Below are 19,263 nucleotides of genomic sequence, written 5' to 3' on the forward strand. Positions count from 1 at the left end.
TGATGAGCAACCAGACTCAACAACATGAGCAGCAGACGGGGCAGGCGTTCAGCCAGGATGAATTCAGCGCGCTGCTGAACAAAGAGTTCCGCCCTAAAACCGATCAGGCGCGTTCCGCCGTTGAGAGCGCGGTAAAAACCCTGGCGCAGCAGGCGCTGGAAAATACTGTCACCTTCTCGAACGACACATATCGCACCATTCAGAACCTGATAGCCGGGATCGACGAACAGCTTTCACAGCAGGTGAATCAGATCATTCATCACGAAGAATTTCAGAGGCTGGAGAGCGCCTGGCGAGGTCTGAGCTATCTGGTAAACAATACTGAAACTGACGAGATGCTGAAGATCCGCTTTATGAGCATCTCTAGGCAGGAACTGGGCCGCACGCTGAAGCGCTACAAGGGCGTGGGCTGGGACCAGAGCCCGATCTTCAAGAAAATCTACGAGCAGGAGTACGGTCAGTTCGGTGGCGAGCCGTTTGGCTGCATCGTTGGCGACTACTACTTCGGCCACAGCCCGCAGGACGTTGAGCTGCTGGGTGAAATGGCGCGCATCGGCTCTGCGGCGCATTGTCCGTTCATCACCGGTACCGCTCCGGGCGTAATGCAGATGGAGTCCTGGCAGGAGCTGGCTAACCCGCGCGACCTGACCAAAATTTTCCAGAACACGGAGTACGCTGCTTGGCGTTCACTGCGTGAATCGGAAGATGCCCGCTATCTGGGGCTGGTAATGCCGCGCTTCCTGTCACGCCTGCCGTACGGCATTCGCACTAACCCGGTAGACCGCTTCGATTTCGAAGAGCAGACCGACGGCGCGAACCACAACAGCTACTCGTGGGCGAACGCCGCCTATGCGATGGCGGCCAACATCAACCGCTCCTTTAAAGAGTACGGCTGGTGCACCTCGATTCGCGGAGTGGAGTCCGGCGGGGCGGTGGAAAACCTGCCGTGCCACACCTTCCCGAGCGATGACGGCGGCGTGGACGTGAAGTGCCCAACCGAGATCGCCATCAGCGATCGTCGCGAGGCCGAACTGGCGAAAAACGGCTTTATGCCGCTGGTTCACCGCAAAAACTCCGACTTTGCTGCTTTCATTGGCGCGCAGTCTCTGCAAAAACCAGCCGAGTACCACGACTCGGATGCCACCGCGAACGCGCGTCTGGCCTCACGTCTGCCGTACCTGTTCGCCTGCTGCCGTTTTGCCCACTATCTGAAGTGCATCGTGCGCGACAAAATCGGCTCCTTTCGCGAGCGTGAAGAGATGGAACGCTGGTTGAACGACTGGGTGATGAACTACGTCGACGGCGACCCGGCGAACTCATCGCAGGAGACTAAGTCCCGTAAACCGCTAGCGGCTGCCGAAGTGCAGGTGCAGGAGATCGAAGACAATCCGGGCTACTACGCTGCGAAGTTCTTCCTGCGTCCGCACTACCAGCTGGAAGGTCTGACTGTTTCTCTGCGTCTGGTTTCTAAGCTGCCGTCGCTGAAGACGAAAGACGCGTGATGGTAATTGCTGGCCCAGAGGGGCCGGCAATTCCTGCAGCTATGACTGAACACAGTAAAAATAACCAACGGCATTTATTAATCTCTGGGAGATACAAATTGGGAACGAGTTCACCAAAAGAAATTGCTGATGGCATGTTGAAAATTTTTGATACGCGTAAACAAAGTGTTCCTGAAATATTTGCTCGTAGCGCGGTTGATGGTTTTATGTCAACTCCGGAAAACCTGTGGATGTTAACAAAAGATTTTCTGGATACAGATCATCGGTGGCGAAATGAAACTGATAAAATCAGGCTTTTAACTCTGACAAAAAAAGGTTTTGACTTCAGAATATGTGCGCTGCTTGATTAATACGGTGATTAAACGTTATTAATCTGGGTTATCTGAAGAACAATCGAAGGAACTCCTCCTTAAAATTGGCGGGTCTAAAGCAGGAGGAATGACATTTAAAATGATATTTGTTAACAAGCTGATCTCGTTGTTTGTCTTTAAAATCATTCCGCGATTTCTGGTTTCAGCAGGCATAACGGGTGTATTAACTGTCGGGGCTTCGATATCTCGCTCAGTATATACCTCTTACGACCTGCTAAAACTGAATAAGATATATACAATGAATTGCGCGGTGCAGGCGATTTAGATTTGTTATATTTCTTGGTTGAGGATAATGTTAAACCTTTTATCGAGGCAATAAATTATCAGGAAAGTCATGGTGCAATAGATAGAGAGATATTTAGCCGTTTTTTAACGGGGGGGACGCGTGCTTGAAAAATTAGCTAAATATTTCATTGTCTATCTTATGCTGTTTGTATCATTTATGCTTTTTTTACAACGTTAGGCTATTATGTTTTTGTGTTTAACTGGGTTGGGGAGGGGTGAGGTTAACGACAAATGCAATCATATTAATTTCAGTGGTGAGTGCATCTGTCGCTATTTATTACTTCGCTGAAAAATTAAATTCAAGGTTGTGACGAACGCCATCCTTTTAGGGATAAACGAAGCCCGACCACAATAAGAATCAGAAAGACGATTTTCCCAAAAATCAAGCTAGCGGGCATTGCAGTAAGTGTTTTAAATGAAAAAACATACCAGGTTGACTGGATAATATTGATTATGGTGTAAATTCCAATAATGGATAATACAACTATTAATATCAGTGAGATGATTTTTCATTCGTCAGTCCTGTGTAATTTCAAACTAATTGAAATGATTCTAGATGATGCAAAAGTTGATTGTCTAGTGCTTAGTTATAGTAATGAATGGTTAGGTCAAATTTAGAGTGCTGGCATAGGCTGCCACTCTGAATACTCTGAGCGAATATGAATTCGTCAGATTAGAGGCAGAGGTAAAATATGAACGGTTTTATTCAGCCCCATACTTTCCTGTTTGCCATATAAGGGCTTTTTCGAAAGCAATATTGTTCATCCACGAAGAGTAGATATTATGGCTATTGATATGTTTCTGAAGGTCGATGGTGTTACGGGCGAATCTAAAGATTCTAACCACACCGGCTGGACTGACATTACTTCCTTCTCCTGGGGAGCGTCCCAGCCAGGTAATATGAGTGTGGGTGGTGGCGGGGGGGCCGGTAAAGTTAACTTTAACGATCTCCACGTTAATGCGCTGATCGACAAATCCACTACAGCAGTTCTGAAACACTGTGCGAGCGGTAAGCACTTGACCAAAGTTGAACTGTCCGTCTGCAAAGCGGGTGGTCAGCAGGTTGAATACACGCGTATTACTCTGGAAGACGTTCTGGTGACCTCTGTTCAATACACCGGTGCAGACAACGGCGATACCGTTGGTGTGACCTACGCATTCCAGGCTGCGAAAGTGAAACAGCAGTACTGGGAGCAGACCGCGTCCGGTGGTAAAGGTGCTGAAAGCAGCGCTGGCTGGAACATCAAAGAGAACAAAGAAGCGTAATTGCGCATGTGGCCGGGGAATTTTCCCCGGTCATTATCAACCGAGAAGGAAGATAATATGGCAAGTTTGCAGGAAGGAGGCGCCCGTCCTCTAGCCATTGGCGAAATAGTACTGGCGCGCTCGGTGTTTGGTGACGCAATAAAGTATTCCGAAGTTAAAGTCCATAATAAAAGCTATTTACCCTTTAATATGCAGTCAACCAATGTCGCGATGGCACCCAATGGTGAGCTCTATTTTCGCGAGCCGCATTATCGGGATGACTTCTCGATAGAAGTTCCGCGATATAAGCACTGGTTTATTCACGAAATGGTGCATGTATTGCAGCATCAGATTGGAATGAACATTCGTACCCGAGGCGCATTTAGTTGGGCAGCAAGTTATAACTATTCTTTACCCCCGGATAAAAAACTGTCGGACTTTGGTATGGAGCAGCAGGCTTCCATCATTTCAGATTTTTACTATCTGGTAAATTACGGTCTGGGGGATTTCCGAAACATTGCAGGGTTTGAGGGGATTATCGGATCCGATCTGAAGGATAAATATCTGCAGGTATTATCGTTGTTTATTCAAAATCCTAAAGACCGGCGGGTATGGTTATGAAACAGTTACTCAGTGTTGTAGCAATCGCATTAACGATGAGTGCCTGTGTATCTCATCCGGCACAATATCAGTCGCTTTCGGTTACGCTAAAGAACAACGACCCCTGCTTTGCTATTCCCGCTAATGCCGGGCTAGACGCGCCTGTCACCAGCCATTCGCCCACCATAATGAAACGCGCGGGAAATGAATGGAAAACGATATCGCCGCCGTCAACGTTTAGTCCTGAGGTGACGTTAATGACTGGACAGTGTCAGCAGTGGAAGGGTATTGCGTGGCAAGCAGGAGAATATGATGTTGATCTGAAAGTGTCAGGGAAAAACGATTCTATTCGCTATGCGGCTCGCTTCACCTTAGAAGAAAGTCCCTCAGGCCAGTTTAAGCTTGCGCAGACTGAATAGAATGTGTTAAGCCCAAACGTCGCCGTTCTCGCCCCAGGCGGATGCCACGTGACCCACCGTGGCAGCGTCACCCGCATGGTATTATCTGGAGCCTGAAATGAAACGATTATTGTTGCTGGTGTTGGTTTTAAATGCCTCAGTTGTATATGCCCAAAAACTTCCTGATGTCATGGCTCGAAGCAAGCGATCTGCTTGCTGAGAATTTTGAAAAAGCTGACAAGGTGATTGTTTCTCTGCTGAAAGAGAAAATTGGCGGTACCGAACCGGGTCAATATCAGGTTTTAAAGTGCAGCTTAATCGCCAACAGCGACGCGATTCGTCCGCTCAAAACCGCAAAATAATAGAAGCAATGGAATCAGCTCCAAACGCCGCCGTTCTCCCCCCAGAGAGCGGCAGCGTTTGAGCGCTAATCATACCAGCAGGAATACGCCATGCGATTCACGATTATTTCTACGAAACCCGGTCATCAGCCGCCACAGAGCAACTGTGATTTTTATGCCCCGGGCGGCACCATTGGGCGCGGTACGGATAACAATCTGGTGTTGCCGGACAATGACCGCACTATCTCGCGTCTGCAAGCCATTGTTCATGTTGATGCCAATGGCGAATGCCGCGTCACTAACCGCGGCAGTGTTACGCGCGTGGTATTAAACGATATTCCACTGGAACGTGGGCGTCAGGTTGAACTGCAGGATGGAGATATTCTGAGGATTGACGACTACCGCATCGAAGTGACAGAAATTATTCACGACACGCAGCCGATAAGCCGTATGGCGGCCAGCATGCAGCAGCAGATCAGACAGCCAACGCCCGCACCGCAACCGGCGAGCGCTGCACCGCGCGAGAAAGCCGAGCCGACTCCCGTGCCAAAGGAAATCTGGGATAGCCTGATGCAGGAGTTCTCCATCTCCGACAGCATCTCCAGCAACCGCACAAGGCCTCAGCCTTCGGCATTGCACGATCCGTTCTCCCAGCCAGCGGCTCCGGAGTGCAATGCCGAAGATCCGCTGGCGATGTTTAATGATAGCGATCCGAAGCTTGAGCGTAAAAATGTCGACCCGGACACGTTGTTCAGTGATGAAGCGTTGTTCAAAAAAGAGAGCATCTTTGACGATGTCACGCCTTCAACACTGGCGCCGTTGGTCGAGAGCAAACCCGCACCTCAGGAAGAGTTGGAGGATGAACTCGATCCGCTGGCTCTGTTTGGCGGGTCATCCAGCGTGCCTGCCGCGCGTAATGATGACCCCCTTGGATTGATGGGCGGCGCACCGCTGACCCATCCGGATGACATTGTCGAGGCCAAGCCGGAGCCAACGCCGGAGCTCGCGCAGGAAGAGGACGTGCTTGCCGATTCTCCGCTGTTTGCCCCTGAACCACGGGACGCACCGCGTGAACAAGATGAGGATCCCGTTCGTCCGCATTACGCTGGTTTTACCATGCCGACCCCACAGGCCGTTGCGCGCAGTAGCGCTCAGACGCCTAAGGGCCGTCTGCGTATCGACCCGGTCAATAACGCTGCATCCCCAATCGCCACTGCGAACAACGGTGAGAGAGGCGAAGTGTTGCAGGGTGAGTTGCTTGAGGCGCTGCTGGAGGGGATGGGCCTGAGCGAAATGCAGCCTGTCCCGCAGTATGACCGTGAAAATATGCGTCAGCTGGGGCAAATCCTTGGCATGTTCTCTCAGGGTACCGTGGCGCTGCTCTCTTCGCGCTCTATCCTCAAACGCGGCGTAAAAGCCGATATGACCATGGTGCTCGACGATGCGAACAACCCGTTCAAACTGCTGCCAACCGGGAAAACCGTACTGATCCAGATGTTCGGTACTCCGATGCCAGGCTTTATGCCGCCGATCAAATCCGTGCGTGACGCGCTGATCGATCTGCAGGCGCACCAGTTGGGGATGATCTCCGGTATCCGCGCCATCATTGCCGCGATGCTGCAGTCCTTTAACCCAGAACAGATGGAAGAGCAGGCGAAGCAAAATGGCATGACCTCCCGTCTGGCGCTGCCGGGCAGTCGTAAAGCTGCACTCTGGGACTATTTTGTCCGCAGCTATGGCGAGACGGCTGGTGAGATTGAGGGTGACTTCCACACCCTGTTCGGCGAAGCCTTCCTTCATGCGTATGACATGGAAGTGAATCAGTACAAAGACTCACAGAGCGGATCGGAAGACAAATGAATATCGCAACGGCTTCTTTCTCCCGTCAGGGGACTCGCGCCAGCAATCAGGATCAGACGGGAGAAACCATAGGGGAACGTTCAGCCTGCTTTGTCGTCTGTGACGGCATTGCGGGTCTGCCGGGTGGTGAGGTGGCCGCTGAACTCGCCCGCAACAGCATTATTTCCCGCTTTGATGGCGACAAACACCTCAATGCGCAGCATATCCGCAACTACGTGCAAACGGCGAATCGCACTATCCTCAGCGAACAGCAGGCCGTGCAGGACTACCGCCGGATGGGCACCACACTGGTGAGCCTGTTCATCGACAGGGATCATCGCCTGGCCTACTGGGCGCACGCTGGGGACAGCCGCCTGTATCTCTTTCGTCGGGGCTGGCTGTGGCATGTGACTACCGACCACACTCTGGTACAGCGGATGAAGGATGCTGGGCATCAGACCGAGGACCTCAACAGCAACCTGCTTTATCTGGCTTTGGGGATTGAAAACGGTGGGTCGGAAGCGAGCTACAGCGACGTGGTCCAGGTGGAAGACGGTGATGCCTTTTTACTCTGCACCGACGGGTTCTGGCACGGCGTCAGCGAAGAACAAATGAAACAGTCGCTGCATATGGTCAATACGCCGCAGGAGTGGCTGACCTTAATGAACCAAATCATTCAAAAGAATGGTGAACAGGAGGGGAATGCTCAGGATAACTATACTGCCCTGGCGGTATGGATGGGCAACCCTCAGGACACCACTTTGCTGCATACGCTCTCTGACGCAGCGCAATTTCTTCCCTGCGGAACTGATTAGACACACAAGGAACGATATGAAACTTTGGCTATCGGGTTTGGCACTTCTGGCGGTGACCTACATTCACGGCTTCCCGGTCATGGGGTTGAACAAAAACGCCGATCCTGAAAATGCCCTGCTCACCTGCGTCAACAAAGAGCGCATGGTATTCAGCATCCCGAACAGCGACCAGAGCTGGATGATCCTGCCTTACGATTCCACCCTCAACAGCTGGAAGAGCAACGGCACGGTGGCGGTGGAAATCTCGCGCGAGATCGCCAGCGATGACGCCAAACTGCAGGCACGTATTGCCGCGGTAAAACAGACCTGGAGCGTGTGGATGGCACCCAGAACCCCGCTGAATATCGTTCTGATTGACACCCTGCGGCCTCAGCTGCGCAATCCGGCAGTCGGCGCATGGCGCGCGGCGAATTAAGGAATGGCTATGAATACGCTCTATCAACACTTGGCGGGTGAAACACTCAACGACGCGCTGGCGAACCTTGAAGCAGAGATCAAAGCCCGTCCGGCAGATGCCGACCTCCGCGCCGCGTTCGTGCAGTTTTTAACCCTCAGCGGCAACTGGACCCGCGCCCTGACCCAGCTGAAAAGCTGGCTGGCGCTGAAGCCGCAGACGAAACTGACCATTACCTTGCTGATGCAGTCCATTCAGGGCGAACTGCAGCGTGCGAAGGTCATGGCCGGAGAGACGCGTCCTTCCATGCCGGAAACACAGTGGCCGTGGCTGACTACTCTGGCCATGGCGCTCCGCGAGGACGGTGAGCGCGCACAGGCGCTGCGTCTGGAAGCGCTTGATCTGGCTCAGGCAAACCCAGGCCACATCATCCTTGAAAATGACGAGACGCAGACGTTTGACTGGCTGATGGACGGCGATGCCCGCTTGGGGCTGGTGTGTGAAACCATCGTGAACGGCCGTTATTTCTGGCTGCCATTTAGCGCGATTGCAGAGATCAGCTTCCAGGTGCCTGCCAGCGTCACCGATCTGGTCTGGCGTCACGCGCTGGTGCGACTTACCGACGGTACGGAGCAGGTTTGTCAGATCCCAGCGCGCTATCCATTTGCTGAAGACGCTTCTGATGCCGTCATGCTTGGACGTACCACCGAATGGTTGCCGCTCGACGATGACGGCACGCTTTACGAAGGAAAAGGTCAGAAGGCGTGGCTGAGCGAGCAGAGCGAAAGCCCGCTGTTGTCCCTGAATCTCGTGATGTTTGCGACGGATGGAACCGATGAGTAATCCCGCTGGCGAAGGCGATCTGCTGCGCAGCGGCTGGCAGGCCCGCAGCAAGCAGGAGAAGGCGGGGGCGCGCGACAAAATGCAGCCCTCGCTGCTGGATCGTCTCACCGATAATGACCCAGAAAAAAAAAACGAGTCGGCCAACAGCAATCTTATCACTCACGCCGCGTTGCGCCGCAATGTTCTGCGGGATCTTCAGTGGTTGTTTAACACCATCAGCCATGATGCGTCCGGTGATTTAAGCACCTTGCCGCACGTGAGCCGCTCGGTGGTTAACTTTGGCGTCGCGCCGCTGGCCGGAAAGAGAATGTCGGACATCGAATGGCACGATATTCAGCACAAGCTTACTGAGGCCATCATCAATTTTGAACCGCGCATTTTGCCACAGGGGCTGCAGGTCCGCTGCGTGTCAGATACCTCCTCGCTGGATCTGCACAACGTACTCTCCATCGAAATTAAAGGGCGTCTGTGGTGTGTGCCGTACCCGCTGGAGTTTCTGTTTCGCACCGATGTCGATCTGGAAAACGGCCATTTTGAACTGAAAGATGCGAGGTGATCGTGGAAAGTAAATTGCTCGAATACTACAACCGTGAACTGGCCTACCTGCGCGAAATGGGGGCAGAATTTGCCGAACGTTACCCCAAAGTCGCCGGACGCTTGGGCATGCGCGGCATTGAAGTGGCGGACCCGTATACTGAGCGCCTTATGGAGGGCTTCGCCTTCCTGACCTCCCGCGTGCAGATGAAAATGGACGCGGAGTTTCCGCGTTTTTCCCAGCGTCTGCTGGAGATGATTGCCCCTAACTACCTCGCGCCAACGCCCTCGATGGCGATAGCGGAGATTCAGCCCGACAGCAGCCGGGGCGATCTGAGCAAGGGATTCATTGTGCCGCGTGGTACCATGATGGACAGCTTGGCGCTGAAAAAGACCGGTGTGACTTGCAGCTACTCCACGGCGCACGAGGTTAACCTGCTACCGCTGAAAATCGACAAGGTTGAGCTGGGCGGGATCCCCGCCGACCTGCCGCTGGCGCAGCTGGGGCTGAGCCAGCGGGGGATCAACAGCGCCTTACGGGTTCGCATTGCCTGTGACGGTTCGCAAAACCTCGGACACTTGGATTTTGACCGTCTCGAATTTTTCCTCAGCGGCCCGGACATTGAAGCGCTGAAGCTGCTTGAGCTAGTGATGGAGCACCACGCCGGGATCGTCTGCCAGACGGTCAATCCGCAGCCGCAGCGACAGCTGCTGGCGTCGGATGCGCTGCGTCAGGAGGGCTTTGAGTCGGACCAGGCGCTGCTCCCTGACGATCTGCGCAACTTTGACGGCTACCGGCTGCTGCAGGAGTACTTTGCCTTCCCGGCCCGCTTCCGCTTCATCAGCCTGAGCGGCCTGAGCACGCTCATTCAGCGTTGTGATAGCGAAAAAGCCTTCGATATCTTCATTCTGCTCGATAAGTCAGATGAACAGCTGGAGCGCATGGTCGACGCCAGCCATCTGGCGCTGCACTGTACGCCGGTGATCAACCTATTTCCGAAAGTGGCGGCGCGCCAGAAGCTGAGCGAAGGCCAGCATGAATACCATCTAGTTGTGGATAACATCCGTCCGCTCGATTATGAAATTTACGCTGTGAATAAAATTTTCTGCAGCGCCGACAGGCAGCGCGACGATCAGACGTTTCGTCCTTTCTGGAGCACCTGGAGCGGCGACGCGGGTAACTACGGGGCCTATTTTTCCCTGCGTCGGGAACAGCGCGTGCTGTCAGAACATGCCCTGCGCTACGGTACCCGTACCGGTTATATCGGGTCGGAGGTGTTTGTTTCCCTGGTGGATGAACAGCACGCGCCGTGGCAGGAAAACCTGCGCTATATCTCTGCCGAGGTGCTCTGCACCAGCCGAGATCTGCCGCTGATGCTGCAACAGGAGCTTGGGCTGTTCATTATGGCCGACTCCATGCCGGTGAAATCCCTCACCCTGCGTAAAGGCCCTACGCCGCCGTGTCCGGCGTTAGCTGAGGGGTTCAGTACCTGGCGGCTCATCAGTCAGCTACAGATGAACTACCTCAGCCTGATGGACAGTGAAAACGAAGACGGTGCGGCCGCACTGCGCCAGCTGTTGGGGCTGTATGCCAACCTGGCTGAGACGCCGGTAGCCCGTCAGGTTGATGGCGTTCGCCACTGCGTGCTGTCGCCGGTTCACCGCCGCGTGCCTGAGCCCGGTCCGGTCGTTTTCGCGCGCGGGATCGGCATTACCCTGACGGTGGACGAGCGGGCATTTTCCGGTGCTAGCCCTTGGCTTTTTGGCAGCGTGCTGGAGCGCCTTTTTGCTCGTCTGGTATCCATTAACAGCTTTACGGCGTTCACGCTGAACAGTCAGCAGCGCGGTGAAATCGGCAACTGGGCGCCGCGGATGGGGAAAAGGGCGCTGATATGAGTGATGCGACTACTGCACCGCTGCGCGTTCATCGTCTGACAGCGCTGCCGGACGCGTTCTGGCATGGAGTGCGCGAGACACCCTGGCGCTACGATCTCTTCCAGTTATTGAGGCGCATAGATGCGCAGGGCGGCGAGCTCTACCCGCTGGGGCGCGCCCCGCTGCCGAAATTTGAGCCGTTACGCATCGGCCAGCAACCGTCGATGAGTTTTGCGCCTTCCACGCTGGCTCAGGTACGCCAGCGGGAGGACAAAGCGCTGCATGAGGTCTCTATCCTCAGCTTCGGCCTGTTTGGCCCGAACGGTCCGCTGCCGGTACACATGACCGAGTACGCCCGCGAGCGTATTCATCATCATCAGGATCACAGCCTGAGCGCGTTTGCCGATCTGTTCCACCACCGCCTGACGCTGCTGTTTTACCGTGCCTGGGCGGATGCGCAGCCCGCCGTCTCCCTCGACCGTGCCGACAACAAGCGCTTTGAGGGTTACCTGGCGTCGCTGATTGGCATGGGCCAGCTGGGTCAGATGGACAACGGTAGCCTGAGCACGCATGCCCGTTTTACCCATGCCGGACACCTGACCCGTAACGGGCGGGATCCGGAGGGCCTGGAGAAGATCCTGCGAAACTATTTTAACTCCTCGGTCAAACTGGTGAGTAACGTGCCGCAGTGGATGCCGCTCTCTTCGCGAGAGCAGGCGCAACTCGGAGAAGGTCGCCGCATGCCGCGCATGGGTGAATCCGCCTTTCTTGGGGTGGCAGTACGCGACGTGCAGCATAAATTTCGCATTGAAATCGGCCCGCTGAGCGCGGAGGCATACAACCGTTTTTTGCCGAGCGAAGTGTGTGTCATCGAACTGTGCGACTGGGTGCGCCAGTACGTTGGGCTGGAGTTTGAATGGGAAACGCAGGTGATCCTGCGCGAAGACGCGGTGCAGGGCACCTCGCTCGGAAGCGCCGGGCGTTTAGGTTATAACACCTGGTTGGGTCATCAACCCCAGCCGGCCCCGCGTGGCGATCTGGTGTATCGCGCAGAGCGGTAATCCTTCTGTATACCGAATCATTGTTAATGGAAACTAACATGTCAGAAATTAGCCGTGCCGTGCTTTTCGGCAAACTGGATACGCTCTTATTTACCTCTCTGGAAAGCGCGACTGCGTTCTGTAAGCTGCGTGGTAATCCGTATGTTGAGCTGGTGCACTGGTTCCATCAGCTGATGCAGCAGCAGGATGGCGATTTGCAGCAGGTCATCCGCCACTTTGCCCTTGATGAACAGCAGCTGACGCGCGATATCGTTGCCGCGCTGGATCTTCTTCCGCGCGGGGCGAGTTCTGTTTCCGATCTCTCTGAACATATCGACAGCGGCGTAGAGCGTGCCTGGGTCTTCGGCTCGCTGAAGTTTGGCGTTAACCGCATTCGCGGTGGGCATTTGCTGATAGGCATGCTCAAAACCTGGAACCTGGCTAACGTGCTGAAAAGCATTTCGGCGCAGTTTACCCGTCTTAACGTTGAGGTGCTGATTGAGCAATTCGATACCATCTGCGCCCAGAGCAAAGAGACGCAGCAGGCGGTGGCTGCCGTCGACGTACCAGCGGGTGCGGTCCCTGCTGCGCAGGGGACGCTGGCCCAATATGGTCAGGATCTGACCGCGCGTGCCCGCGATGGGAAGATTGACTCGGTTGTCGGACGCGATGAAGAGATACGCCAGATGGTCGATATTCTGATGCGCCGTCGCCAGAACAACCCGCTGCTGACCGGCGAGGCCGGGGTCGGCAAAACCGCCGTCGTGGAAGGGCTGGCGCTGCGTATTGCCGACGGCGATGTGCCGGAACTGCTGCAAAACATTCAGCTCTGGCTGCTGGACATCGGCATGCTGCAGGCAGGCGCTGGCATGAAGGGCGAGTTCGAAGCCCGTCTGCAGGCGTTGATTAATGAGGTCCAGTCCAGCGCTACGCCGATTATTCTGTTTATCGATGAGATCCACACCCTGATTGGCGCAGGTGGCCAGCAGGGGACCGGCGATGCGGCGAACTTACTCAAGCCAGCCCTAGCGCGCGGACAGCTGCGCACCATCGGCGCGACCACCTGGGCGGAATACAAAAAATACATCGAAAAAGATCCGGCGCTGACCCGTCGTTTCCAGACGGTGCAGGTGCACGAGCCGGATGAAGCGAAAGCCATACTGATGCTGCGCAGCACAGTCTCTCCACTGGAAACCCATCATCAGGTTTTACTTCTTGATGAAGCGGTGAGCGCGGCGGTGAAGCTATCCCATCGCTACATCCCAGCGCGTCAGTTGCCGGATAAAGCCGTTGCGCTGCTCGACACCGCCTGCGCTCGCGTGGCGGTCTGCCAGAGTGCGCCGCCGGCGCAGCTGGAGGACTGTCTGTGCCATCTTGCTGCGCTGAACGTGGAGATTGAAATAGCTGAACGCGAAGCGCGCGTGGGGGCCGGTGACGCTGAGCGCGTAAAGGCCTTAATCGCAGATCGCGACGCGTACGAAACAAAACGTGAAGCCCTGATCCAGCACTGGGAGGAAGAACGCAGCCTGGTGCAGGAGATTATTCGCCTGCGCGCCGCGCTGTTTGCGGTGGGTGAAGAAGATACTGCTGATCTACGTAGCCAACTGGTGGCGCAGCAGCAGGCGCTGAACATTTTACAAGGCGATGAACCGCTGCTGTTTGCCGCAGTGGATGAAAACGTGGTTGCGGCGATAGTGTCTGACTGGACCGGGATCCCGCTGGGCCGGATGGTGAAAAACGAGATCGACGCGGTGCTGAACCTCGCCGACACGCTCAACCAGCGCGTTATTGGCCAGCGCCACGGGCTGGATCTCATTGCCCGCCGCGTGAAAACCTCGCGGGCGAAGCTCGACGATCCTAACAAACCGGTGGGCGTCTTTATGCTCTGCGGCCCGTCCGGCGTCGGTAAAACCGAAACCGCTCTGGCGCTCGCGGAATCACTGTACGGCGGTGAGCAGAACGTTATCACCATCAACATGAGTGAATTCCAGGAAGCGCACACCGTTTCGACGTTAAAAGGTGCGCCTCCAGGGTACGTGGGCTATGGTGAAGGCGGGGTATTAACCGAAGCCGTGCGTCGTCGCCCTTATAGCGTGGTGTTGCTGGACGAAATTGAAAAAGCGCATCCGGACGTACATGAGCTCTTCTTCCAGGTTTTCGACAAAGGCTGGATGGAAGACGGCGAGGGCCGCCACATTGATTTTCGCAATACCATTATTATTCTGACGTCCAATGTCGGCACCGAGCTTATCAGCGCCATGTGCGCCGCTCCGGAGCTGATGCCAGAGCCGGACGCCCTGAGTGGTGCGCTGCGCCAGCCGCTGCTGGAGGTATTCCCGCCAGCGCTGCTGGGCCGTCTGCTGGTGGTGCCCTACTACCCACTCAGCGACGAGATGCTGGGGCAGATTGTGCGCCTGCAGCTTAAGCGCATTCAGCGTCGTCTGGAAGAGAACCACAACATCATTTCTGAGTTTGACGACAGCGTGGTGGAACAGATTGTTCAGCGCTGTACCGAGGTGGAGTCGGGCGGACGCATGGTGGACGCTATTCTGACCAACACCTTGTTGCCTCAGATGAGCCAGATCTTACTTACCGCCAGCCGCAGCGACGAGCAGTACCGACGTCTGCATGTCACCTGCAAGCAGGGCAAGTTTCACTGTCAGTTTGCCGCGTAATAATCATCAAGAGAACTGTAAAAGATGACGGATAATGATAACAATCGGACTGTCCCAAACGCGCTCCCGGTCGGATATCGCTTTAACGAGTTTGAAATTAAAGAGATGATTGGTGGTGGCGGTTTCGGCATCGTCTATCGCGCTTGGGATCACCAGCTCGAACGCACTATCGCTATCAAAGAATTTATGCCTTCTTCGCTCGCCGTACGCGGCGATGACATGACCCTTGTACTGCGCAGCGAGCGTTTTGGTAGAGCCTTTTCCGCGGGTCTGAACAGCTTCATTCAGGAAGCTCGTCTGCTGGCGCGCTTTAACCACCCGAACCTGCTGCACGTCCTGCGTTTCTGGGTGCAAAACGATACGGCCTACATGGGAACGCTGTTTTACAGAGGCACCACGCTGTCACGCCTGCGCGAAGAAAAACCGGAGCTGATCAACGAAGCCTGGATCCACCGCACGCTGCCGATGCTGTTTGGCGCGATCAAGACCATCCACGACGAAGGCTATCTGCACCGCGATATCTCGCTGGATAACATCCAGATCCAGGATAACGGCCTGCCGGTGCTGCTCGATTTCGGCTCCGCGCGCTGCATCATCGGGAATTTCTCCGACGAAACGGAAACCATGCTGCGCCCTGGATTTGCGCCGATTGAGCAGTACATCGACGACAACGAAAGCGAGCAGGGGCCGTGGACGGATATTTACGCCCTCGGCGCCGTGCTACGTACCCTGATCGTGGGTTCTCCGCCGCCGGTCAGCGTGGTGCGCTCCATTCAGGATACCTGTAAACCTCTGGTCGAGCTGATGCCGCAGGGCTATTCCATCCCGCTGTTGCAGGCCATTGACCGCGCGCTGGCGCTGCACATGGAGGATCGTCCTCAGTCCATAGATGAGTTTGCCGCGCTGATTGAAATGCCCGTGGCAGGCATCGATGACGTGCTGGTGGCTAAAAAGCCGGGCACGATGCTGGTGCCGGTGGAAGAAGAGGGCGCTGCGTCAGCGCTCGACTGGCGGCGTTATAAGATCTCGGGGCTGGTTGCCGCGGGTGTGCTGTTGGGGATAGTCGCTGGCGCGATGTTGTTCGGCGGCAGCGGTCAAGATGTGCCGCAGCAGACGGCACAGACGCTTTCTGAAATGCCGTCAACGGATGTCACCGCGTCGGAAGCCAAACCGGAAACCGCGAAGGTGAGCGAACCGGCTACGCCACCTGCTACCGCGCAACAGAGCACTCAGCCTGTCGACGCCAGCCCTGTCGCGCTGGTCTATATCCGTATGCATGACGGCGAAACGTTGAAGGTGAATGGCGAGTCAAAAGCGCTGCGCCTAGGGAATAACGGCTACGCATCGCTTAAATTGCCTGCGGGTGAGATCAGAATTGAACTGGAAGGGAATGGCAGGACACGTACCCAGACGCTGGATATTACGAAGCCTGGCATCTGGCTGGCGAATCCGTAAGCGAGCGGGTAAAAGGCCGGAGCGTATGTAAACATCAAGTTTGTCTATCTTTTTAGCGAGAATGTATCGCCAGTGCTGTTTGCGAAAATTATCCGCCTGTCCGTTGCCGGACAGTGGATTATGCCGGTTCCTGATAATTCAATATGTTTCCTGTGGCACTGTGATATGGAGGGGAATCGACTCAGGCGGCTTAATTAATCCACTTCAGCTATAGCTCGTTGGCTAGTTTCTGAAATCGCTAAATCGGGGCTTGGCTTATTAATCCATCTCGTTATTCTTTTGTGCCATGCCTTTTATTGCTGGTTTACTAATCAGGATATTATCTATGTTCAATCGAATCACCGTCCAGCTCCCCGTTGAGGGGCTGCTGTTCTGGAAACTATCGGGTCGCGAGGCGATGTCTGAATCATTTGCGCTGAACCTGACTTTACTGGGGACCGACGCGCGTATTGACCGCAGCAAGCTGCTGGGTCAGGCGGTCACTGTTACTCTGCCGACGCAAAGCCTGCAGGGGGCGCGTTATCTTAACGGTAAGGTGACTCGGGTGGCGGTCAGTACGACTGAGCTAAGCGGTACGCGCTATGCGGTGTATCAGCTTACCGTTGAGCCAGATCTGTGGCCGATGAAACGCGACCGTAACCTGCGCATCTTCCAGAGTCAGACGGTTCCTCAGATTGTCAAAACGCTGCTGGGCGAGAGCCAGGTCAACGTTGAAGACAAGCTCACGGGTAGCTATCGGGTATGGGACTACTGCGTACAGTATCAGGAAAGCAGTCTGGATTTCATCAGCCGCCTGATGGAGCTGGAAGGGATTGGGTATCATTTTCAGCATGCGGCGGACAGGCATACTCTGGTGTTAAGTGACGCGGCAACTCAGTACCAGCCGTTTAGCGGGTATGAAGTGATTCCATATCATCAGACACCATCCGGCGGCAGTACCAGTGAAGAGGGGATCGGCCAGTGGGCGCTGGAAGACAGCGTAACGCCGGGAATTTACAGTCTGGATGATTATGATTTCCGCAAACCGAACGCCTGGCTGTACCAGGCGCAGCAAAATCCTGCTTCACCGCAGCCGGGTAGCATTGATGTCTACGATTGGCCTGGGCGCTTTGTTGAACATGGACACGGTGAATCTTACGCCCGTATCCGTCAGGAGCGCTGGCAGGTAGAGCATCAACAGCTCCACGGCACGGGGACGGCAATGGGGATTGCGCCGGGATCGCGTTTCACCCTGAGCAATGCGCCGTTCTTCAGCGACAACGGAGAGTATCTGACGACGGCAGCGGAATACTATTTTGAAGAAAATCGCTATGCCAGCGGCAGCGACGGTGAAACGATACATCGTACTGACTTTACGGTGATTCCTGCCTCGGTTGTGTACCGCCCAGCGCAGGTAACGGCGTGGCCACGTACCTATGGTCCGCAGACGGCGAAGGTCGTGGGGCCGCAAGGCGAGAGTATCTGGACGGATAGATATGGCCGAGTGAAGGTGAAGTTCCACTGGGATCGTATGGCGAAGGGCGACGATACCTGCTCCTGCTGGGTACGCGTCTCGAGCGCGTGGGCGGGTCAGGGCTTTGGTGGGGTGCAAATCCCGCGCGTTGGCGACGAAGTCGTGATTGACTTTATCAACGGCGATCCGGACCGGCCAATTGTCACCGGACGCGTGTATAACGAAGCCAGTATGCCGCCGTGGGCGTTGCCAGCAGCGGCTACACAGATGGGCTTTATGACCCGCAGCAAGGATGGTCATCAGGACAATGCCAGTTATCTGTTTTTTGAGGATAAGGCGGGCAATGAAGCCGTTGAGATGCATTCTGAAAAGGATATGAAGATCTCGGTAGAGAATGATAAAACGGTGAACGTTGATGGTAACCGCACCACGACGATACTGAAGCAGCAGAAAGATGATGTAACCGGTGACGGGACGTTTTATTACCGGTCAAAACGTACTACAACGGTTGATAAGGCGGAAAGTACGACCTTCAATGATGGACAGACGGAAACCATCAAAAATGGACGTCAGCTGGATATTACATCCGGTGGTGATGCTGTAACCGTGAAGGGAGGACGCACGACGGATATTGACGGAACTGAACTGCACCATGTTACCAACAAACTAACGGAAATATATGATAGCGGTCAGGAAACAACGATCGTATCAGGCGGCAGAGTAGAAACGATTGGTGGTGGCATAAAAGTTGAGGTACAGAGCGGTACCTGGACGCAAAATGTGAAGGGAGCTATAACGATATCAAGTCCTGATGAGATCAATATTATTAGTGGTAAGGCAATTAATATGAAGGCGCCTAAAGCTAAATTTGAGCCAAAATTTCACAATCTTTCAATAACAGCGCTTAGCGAAAGTTTTACAGGTAACTCATTTAGTATGACAGGAATGTCAGAAAGTATGACTGGCATATCAGGATCGCGAACTGGTGTTTCTTTTTCCCATAGTAATGTTTCAGTTTCTCATAATACTTTTGCGTATAGTAATAAAGCCATGGAACTGTCTCAGATAAATGCAGTGATAAACTCCGGAGACTTATCTATGTCATCTAAATTATTGACTTTATTTTTATGAATGCAGGAAGAAAAATGAGTAATACATTTTTTATTATAATGGCCGTAATTGTTGTGATATTCGGCATTTTCCCGATGGCGAGATTCCTCTATACCAATGTCTATCCGTATATGAAAGATGGTTTCACGCAAGATGCAGTATTGAAAAGTGGAGTGTCCACAAATGCTGAGATTATTAATACGCTGCAAACCAGCAGTTGGAGTGGTAACAAACCTATTTATAAACTAACCCTTCGATTTAAGACAAAAGAGAACCAGATGGTTGAATCAACGATAATTAAAGCATTAACATTCAAAGAAATTGAAAGTTTTAAAGAAGGTAATTACACAGAAATAAAATATGATCCGCAAGATCCTCAAAAAGTTGCTATCAGCGATAAACCTTTAATTCTGGGGCGGTAATTTTTATGGGGGGTTTTATCCCCTAATCAATTTACTTATCTCACCGCAGAGGGAAGTAAAATAAAC

General features: G+C 54.1%; 17 protein-coding genes. All 17 read left to right on the forward strand.

Translation table 11 applies throughout. From position 1 onward, the window contains the following. The first annotated feature begins 2 nt into the window (after positions 1–2). The gene (gene tssC, locus K9N75_RS02155; RefSeq protein ID WP_224452171.1) at positions 3–1,502 is read left to right on the forward strand and encodes a type VI secretion system contractile sheath large subunit; all 1,500 of its coding nucleotides are present in this window, start codon (positions 3–5) and stop codon (positions 1,500–1,502) included. Beyond that, positions 1,499–1,852 (forward strand): hypothetical protein, encoded by a 354-nt coding sequence (locus tag K9N75_RS02160; RefSeq protein WP_224452172.1) that lies wholly within the window; start codon positions 1,499–1,501, stop codon positions 1,850–1,852. The genes tssC and K9N75_RS02160 overlap by 4 nt, the downstream gene beginning before the upstream one ends. A 1,089-nt stretch (positions 1,853–2,941) precedes the next feature. After that, positions 2,942–3,424: an Hcp family type VI secretion system effector gene (locus tag K9N75_RS02165; RefSeq protein WP_224452173.1), complete on the forward strand. Its 483-nt coding sequence runs from the start codon at positions 2,942–2,944 to the stop codon at positions 3,422–3,424. Positions 3,425–3,481: 57 nt separating this feature from the next. Then, positions 3,482–4,024 (forward strand): hypothetical protein, encoded by a 543-nt coding sequence (locus tag K9N75_RS02170; RefSeq protein ID WP_224452174.1) that lies wholly within the window; start codon positions 3,482–3,484, stop codon positions 4,022–4,024. Then, positions 4,015–4,422, forward strand: coding sequence for a putative T6SS immunity periplasmic lipoprotein (locus tag K9N75_RS02175; protein ID WP_375374038.1), 408 nt, complete (start codon positions 4,015–4,017; stop codon positions 4,420–4,422). Before K9N75_RS02170 ends, K9N75_RS02175 begins: the two co-directional genes overlap by 10 nt. A gap of 131 nt (positions 4,423–4,553) precedes the next feature. Then, positions 4,554–4,763 (forward strand): T6SS amidase immunity protein Tai4 family protein, encoded by a 210-nt coding sequence (locus tag K9N75_RS02180; protein ID WP_224452176.1) that lies wholly within the window; start codon positions 4,554–4,556, stop codon positions 4,761–4,763. 90 nt (positions 4,764–4,853) lie between these two features. Then, positions 4,854–6,602 (forward strand): type VI secretion system-associated FHA domain protein TagH, encoded by a 1,749-nt coding sequence (tagH, locus tag K9N75_RS02185; protein WP_224452177.1) that lies wholly within the window; start codon positions 4,854–4,856, stop codon positions 6,600–6,602. Further along, on the forward strand, positions 6,599–7,396 hold the full coding sequence (locus K9N75_RS02190) for a PP2C family protein-serine/threonine phosphatase (protein ID WP_224452178.1): 798 nt from the start codon (positions 6,599–6,601) through the stop codon (positions 7,394–7,396). Before tagH ends, K9N75_RS02190 begins: the two co-directional genes overlap by 4 nt. Positions 7,397–7,412: 16 nt before the next feature. Then, a complete protein-coding gene (locus K9N75_RS02195) occupies positions 7,413–7,811 on the forward strand; it encodes a hypothetical protein (RefSeq protein ID WP_224452179.1) in 399 nt (132 codons plus the stop codon). Positions 7,812–7,820: 9 nt separating this feature from the next. Continuing rightward, positions 7,821–8,633, forward strand: a complete 813-nt coding sequence (locus K9N75_RS02200) for a type VI secretion system accessory protein TagJ (RefSeq protein ID WP_224452180.1) — start codon at positions 7,821–7,823, stop codon at positions 8,631–8,633. Then, positions 8,626–9,189 carry a type VI secretion system baseplate subunit TssE gene (tssE, locus tag K9N75_RS02205; RefSeq protein ID WP_224452181.1) on the forward strand — a complete coding sequence of 188 codons (564 nt, stop codon included), beginning with the start codon at positions 8,626–8,628 and terminating at the stop codon, positions 9,187–9,189. Before K9N75_RS02200 ends, tssE begins: the two co-directional genes overlap by 8 nt. A 2-nt stretch (positions 9,190–9,191) precedes the next feature. Next, entirely contained in the window at positions 9,192–11,063 is a 1,872-nt protein-coding gene (gene tssF / locus K9N75_RS02210) for a type VI secretion system baseplate subunit TssF (RefSeq protein WP_224452182.1), read from the forward strand. Beyond that, positions 11,060–12,103: a type VI secretion system baseplate subunit TssG gene (gene tssG / locus K9N75_RS02215; RefSeq protein WP_224452183.1), complete on the forward strand. Its 1,044-nt coding sequence runs from the start codon at positions 11,060–11,062 to the stop codon at positions 12,101–12,103. Before tssF ends, tssG begins: the two co-directional genes overlap by 4 nt. Before the next feature lie 38 nt (positions 12,104–12,141). Further along, positions 12,142–14,757, forward strand: coding sequence for a type VI secretion system ATPase TssH (tssH, locus tag K9N75_RS02220; protein WP_224452184.1), 2,616 nt, complete (start codon positions 12,142–12,144; stop codon positions 14,755–14,757). A gap of 24 nt (positions 14,758–14,781) precedes the next feature. Next, positions 14,782–16,212 carry a serine/threonine protein kinase gene (locus tag K9N75_RS02225; RefSeq protein ID WP_224452185.1) on the forward strand — a complete coding sequence of 477 codons (1,431 nt, stop codon included), beginning with the start codon at positions 14,782–14,784 and terminating at the stop codon, positions 16,210–16,212. Between the two features lie 325 nt (positions 16,213–16,537). After that, positions 16,538–18,796, forward strand: a complete 2,259-nt coding sequence (locus K9N75_RS02230) for a type VI secretion system Vgr family protein (RefSeq protein WP_224452186.1) — start codon at positions 16,538–16,540, stop codon at positions 18,794–18,796. Positions 18,797–18,810: 14 nt separating this feature from the next. Beyond that, positions 18,811–19,197, forward strand: coding sequence for a DUF3592 domain-containing protein (locus tag K9N75_RS02235; protein ID WP_224452187.1), 387 nt, complete (start codon positions 18,811–18,813; stop codon positions 19,195–19,197). Positions 19,198–19,263 lie beyond the last annotated feature (66 nt).

The organism is Hafnia paralvei (assembly GCF_020150375.1).
Taxonomy (GTDB): domain Bacteria; phylum Pseudomonadota; class Gammaproteobacteria; order Enterobacterales; family Enterobacteriaceae; genus Hafnia; species Hafnia paralvei.

What these genes read in the sequence shown, in the direction of transcription:
- K9N75_RS02165 (WP_224452173.1), top strand. Translation starts at nt 2,942, where the DNA reads ATGGCTATTGATATGTTTCTGAAGGTCGATGGTGTTACGGGCGAATCT.
- K9N75_RS02190 (WP_224452178.1), top strand. Translation starts at nt 6,599, where the DNA reads ATGAATATCGCAACGGCTTCTTTCTCCCGTCAGGGGACTCGCGCCAGC.
- K9N75_RS02195 (WP_224452179.1), top strand. Translation starts at nt 7,413, where the DNA reads ATGAAACTTTGGCTATCGGGTTTGGCACTTCTGGCGGTGACCTACATT.
- K9N75_RS02200 (WP_224452180.1), top strand. Translation starts at nt 7,821, where the DNA reads ATGAATACGCTCTATCAACACTTGGCGGGTGAAACACTCAACGACGCG.
- K9N75_RS02175 (WP_375374038.1), top strand. Translation starts at nt 4,015, where the DNA reads ATGGTTATGAAACAGTTACTCAGTGTTGTAGCAATCGCATTAACGATG.
- K9N75_RS02180 (WP_224452176.1), top strand. Translation starts at nt 4,554, where the DNA reads ATGCCTCAGTTGTATATGCCCAAAAACTTCCTGATGTCATGGCTCGAA.
- tssH (WP_224452184.1), top strand. Translation starts at nt 12,142, where the DNA reads ATGTCAGAAATTAGCCGTGCCGTGCTTTTCGGCAAACTGGATACGCTC.
- tssE (WP_224452181.1), top strand. Translation starts at nt 8,626, where the DNA reads ATGAGTAATCCCGCTGGCGAAGGCGATCTGCTGCGCAGCGGCTGGCAG.
- K9N75_RS02230 (WP_224452186.1), top strand. Translation starts at nt 16,538, where the DNA reads ATGTTCAATCGAATCACCGTCCAGCTCCCCGTTGAGGGGCTGCTGTTC.
- K9N75_RS02235 (WP_224452187.1), top strand. Translation starts at nt 18,811, where the DNA reads ATGAGTAATACATTTTTTATTATAATGGCCGTAATTGTTGTGATATTC.
- tagH (WP_224452177.1), top strand. Translation starts at nt 4,854, where the DNA reads ATGCGATTCACGATTATTTCTACGAAACCCGGTCATCAGCCGCCACAG.
- tssC (WP_224452171.1), top strand. Translation starts at nt 3, where the DNA reads ATGAGCAACCAGACTCAACAACATGAGCAGCAGACGGGGCAGGCGTTC.
- tssG (WP_224452183.1), top strand. Translation starts at nt 11,060, where the DNA reads ATGAGTGATGCGACTACTGCACCGCTGCGCGTTCATCGTCTGACAGCG.
- K9N75_RS02170 (WP_224452174.1), top strand. Translation starts at nt 3,482, where the DNA reads ATGGCAAGTTTGCAGGAAGGAGGCGCCCGTCCTCTAGCCATTGGCGAA.
- K9N75_RS02225 (WP_224452185.1), top strand. Translation starts at nt 14,782, where the DNA reads ATGACGGATAATGATAACAATCGGACTGTCCCAAACGCGCTCCCGGTC.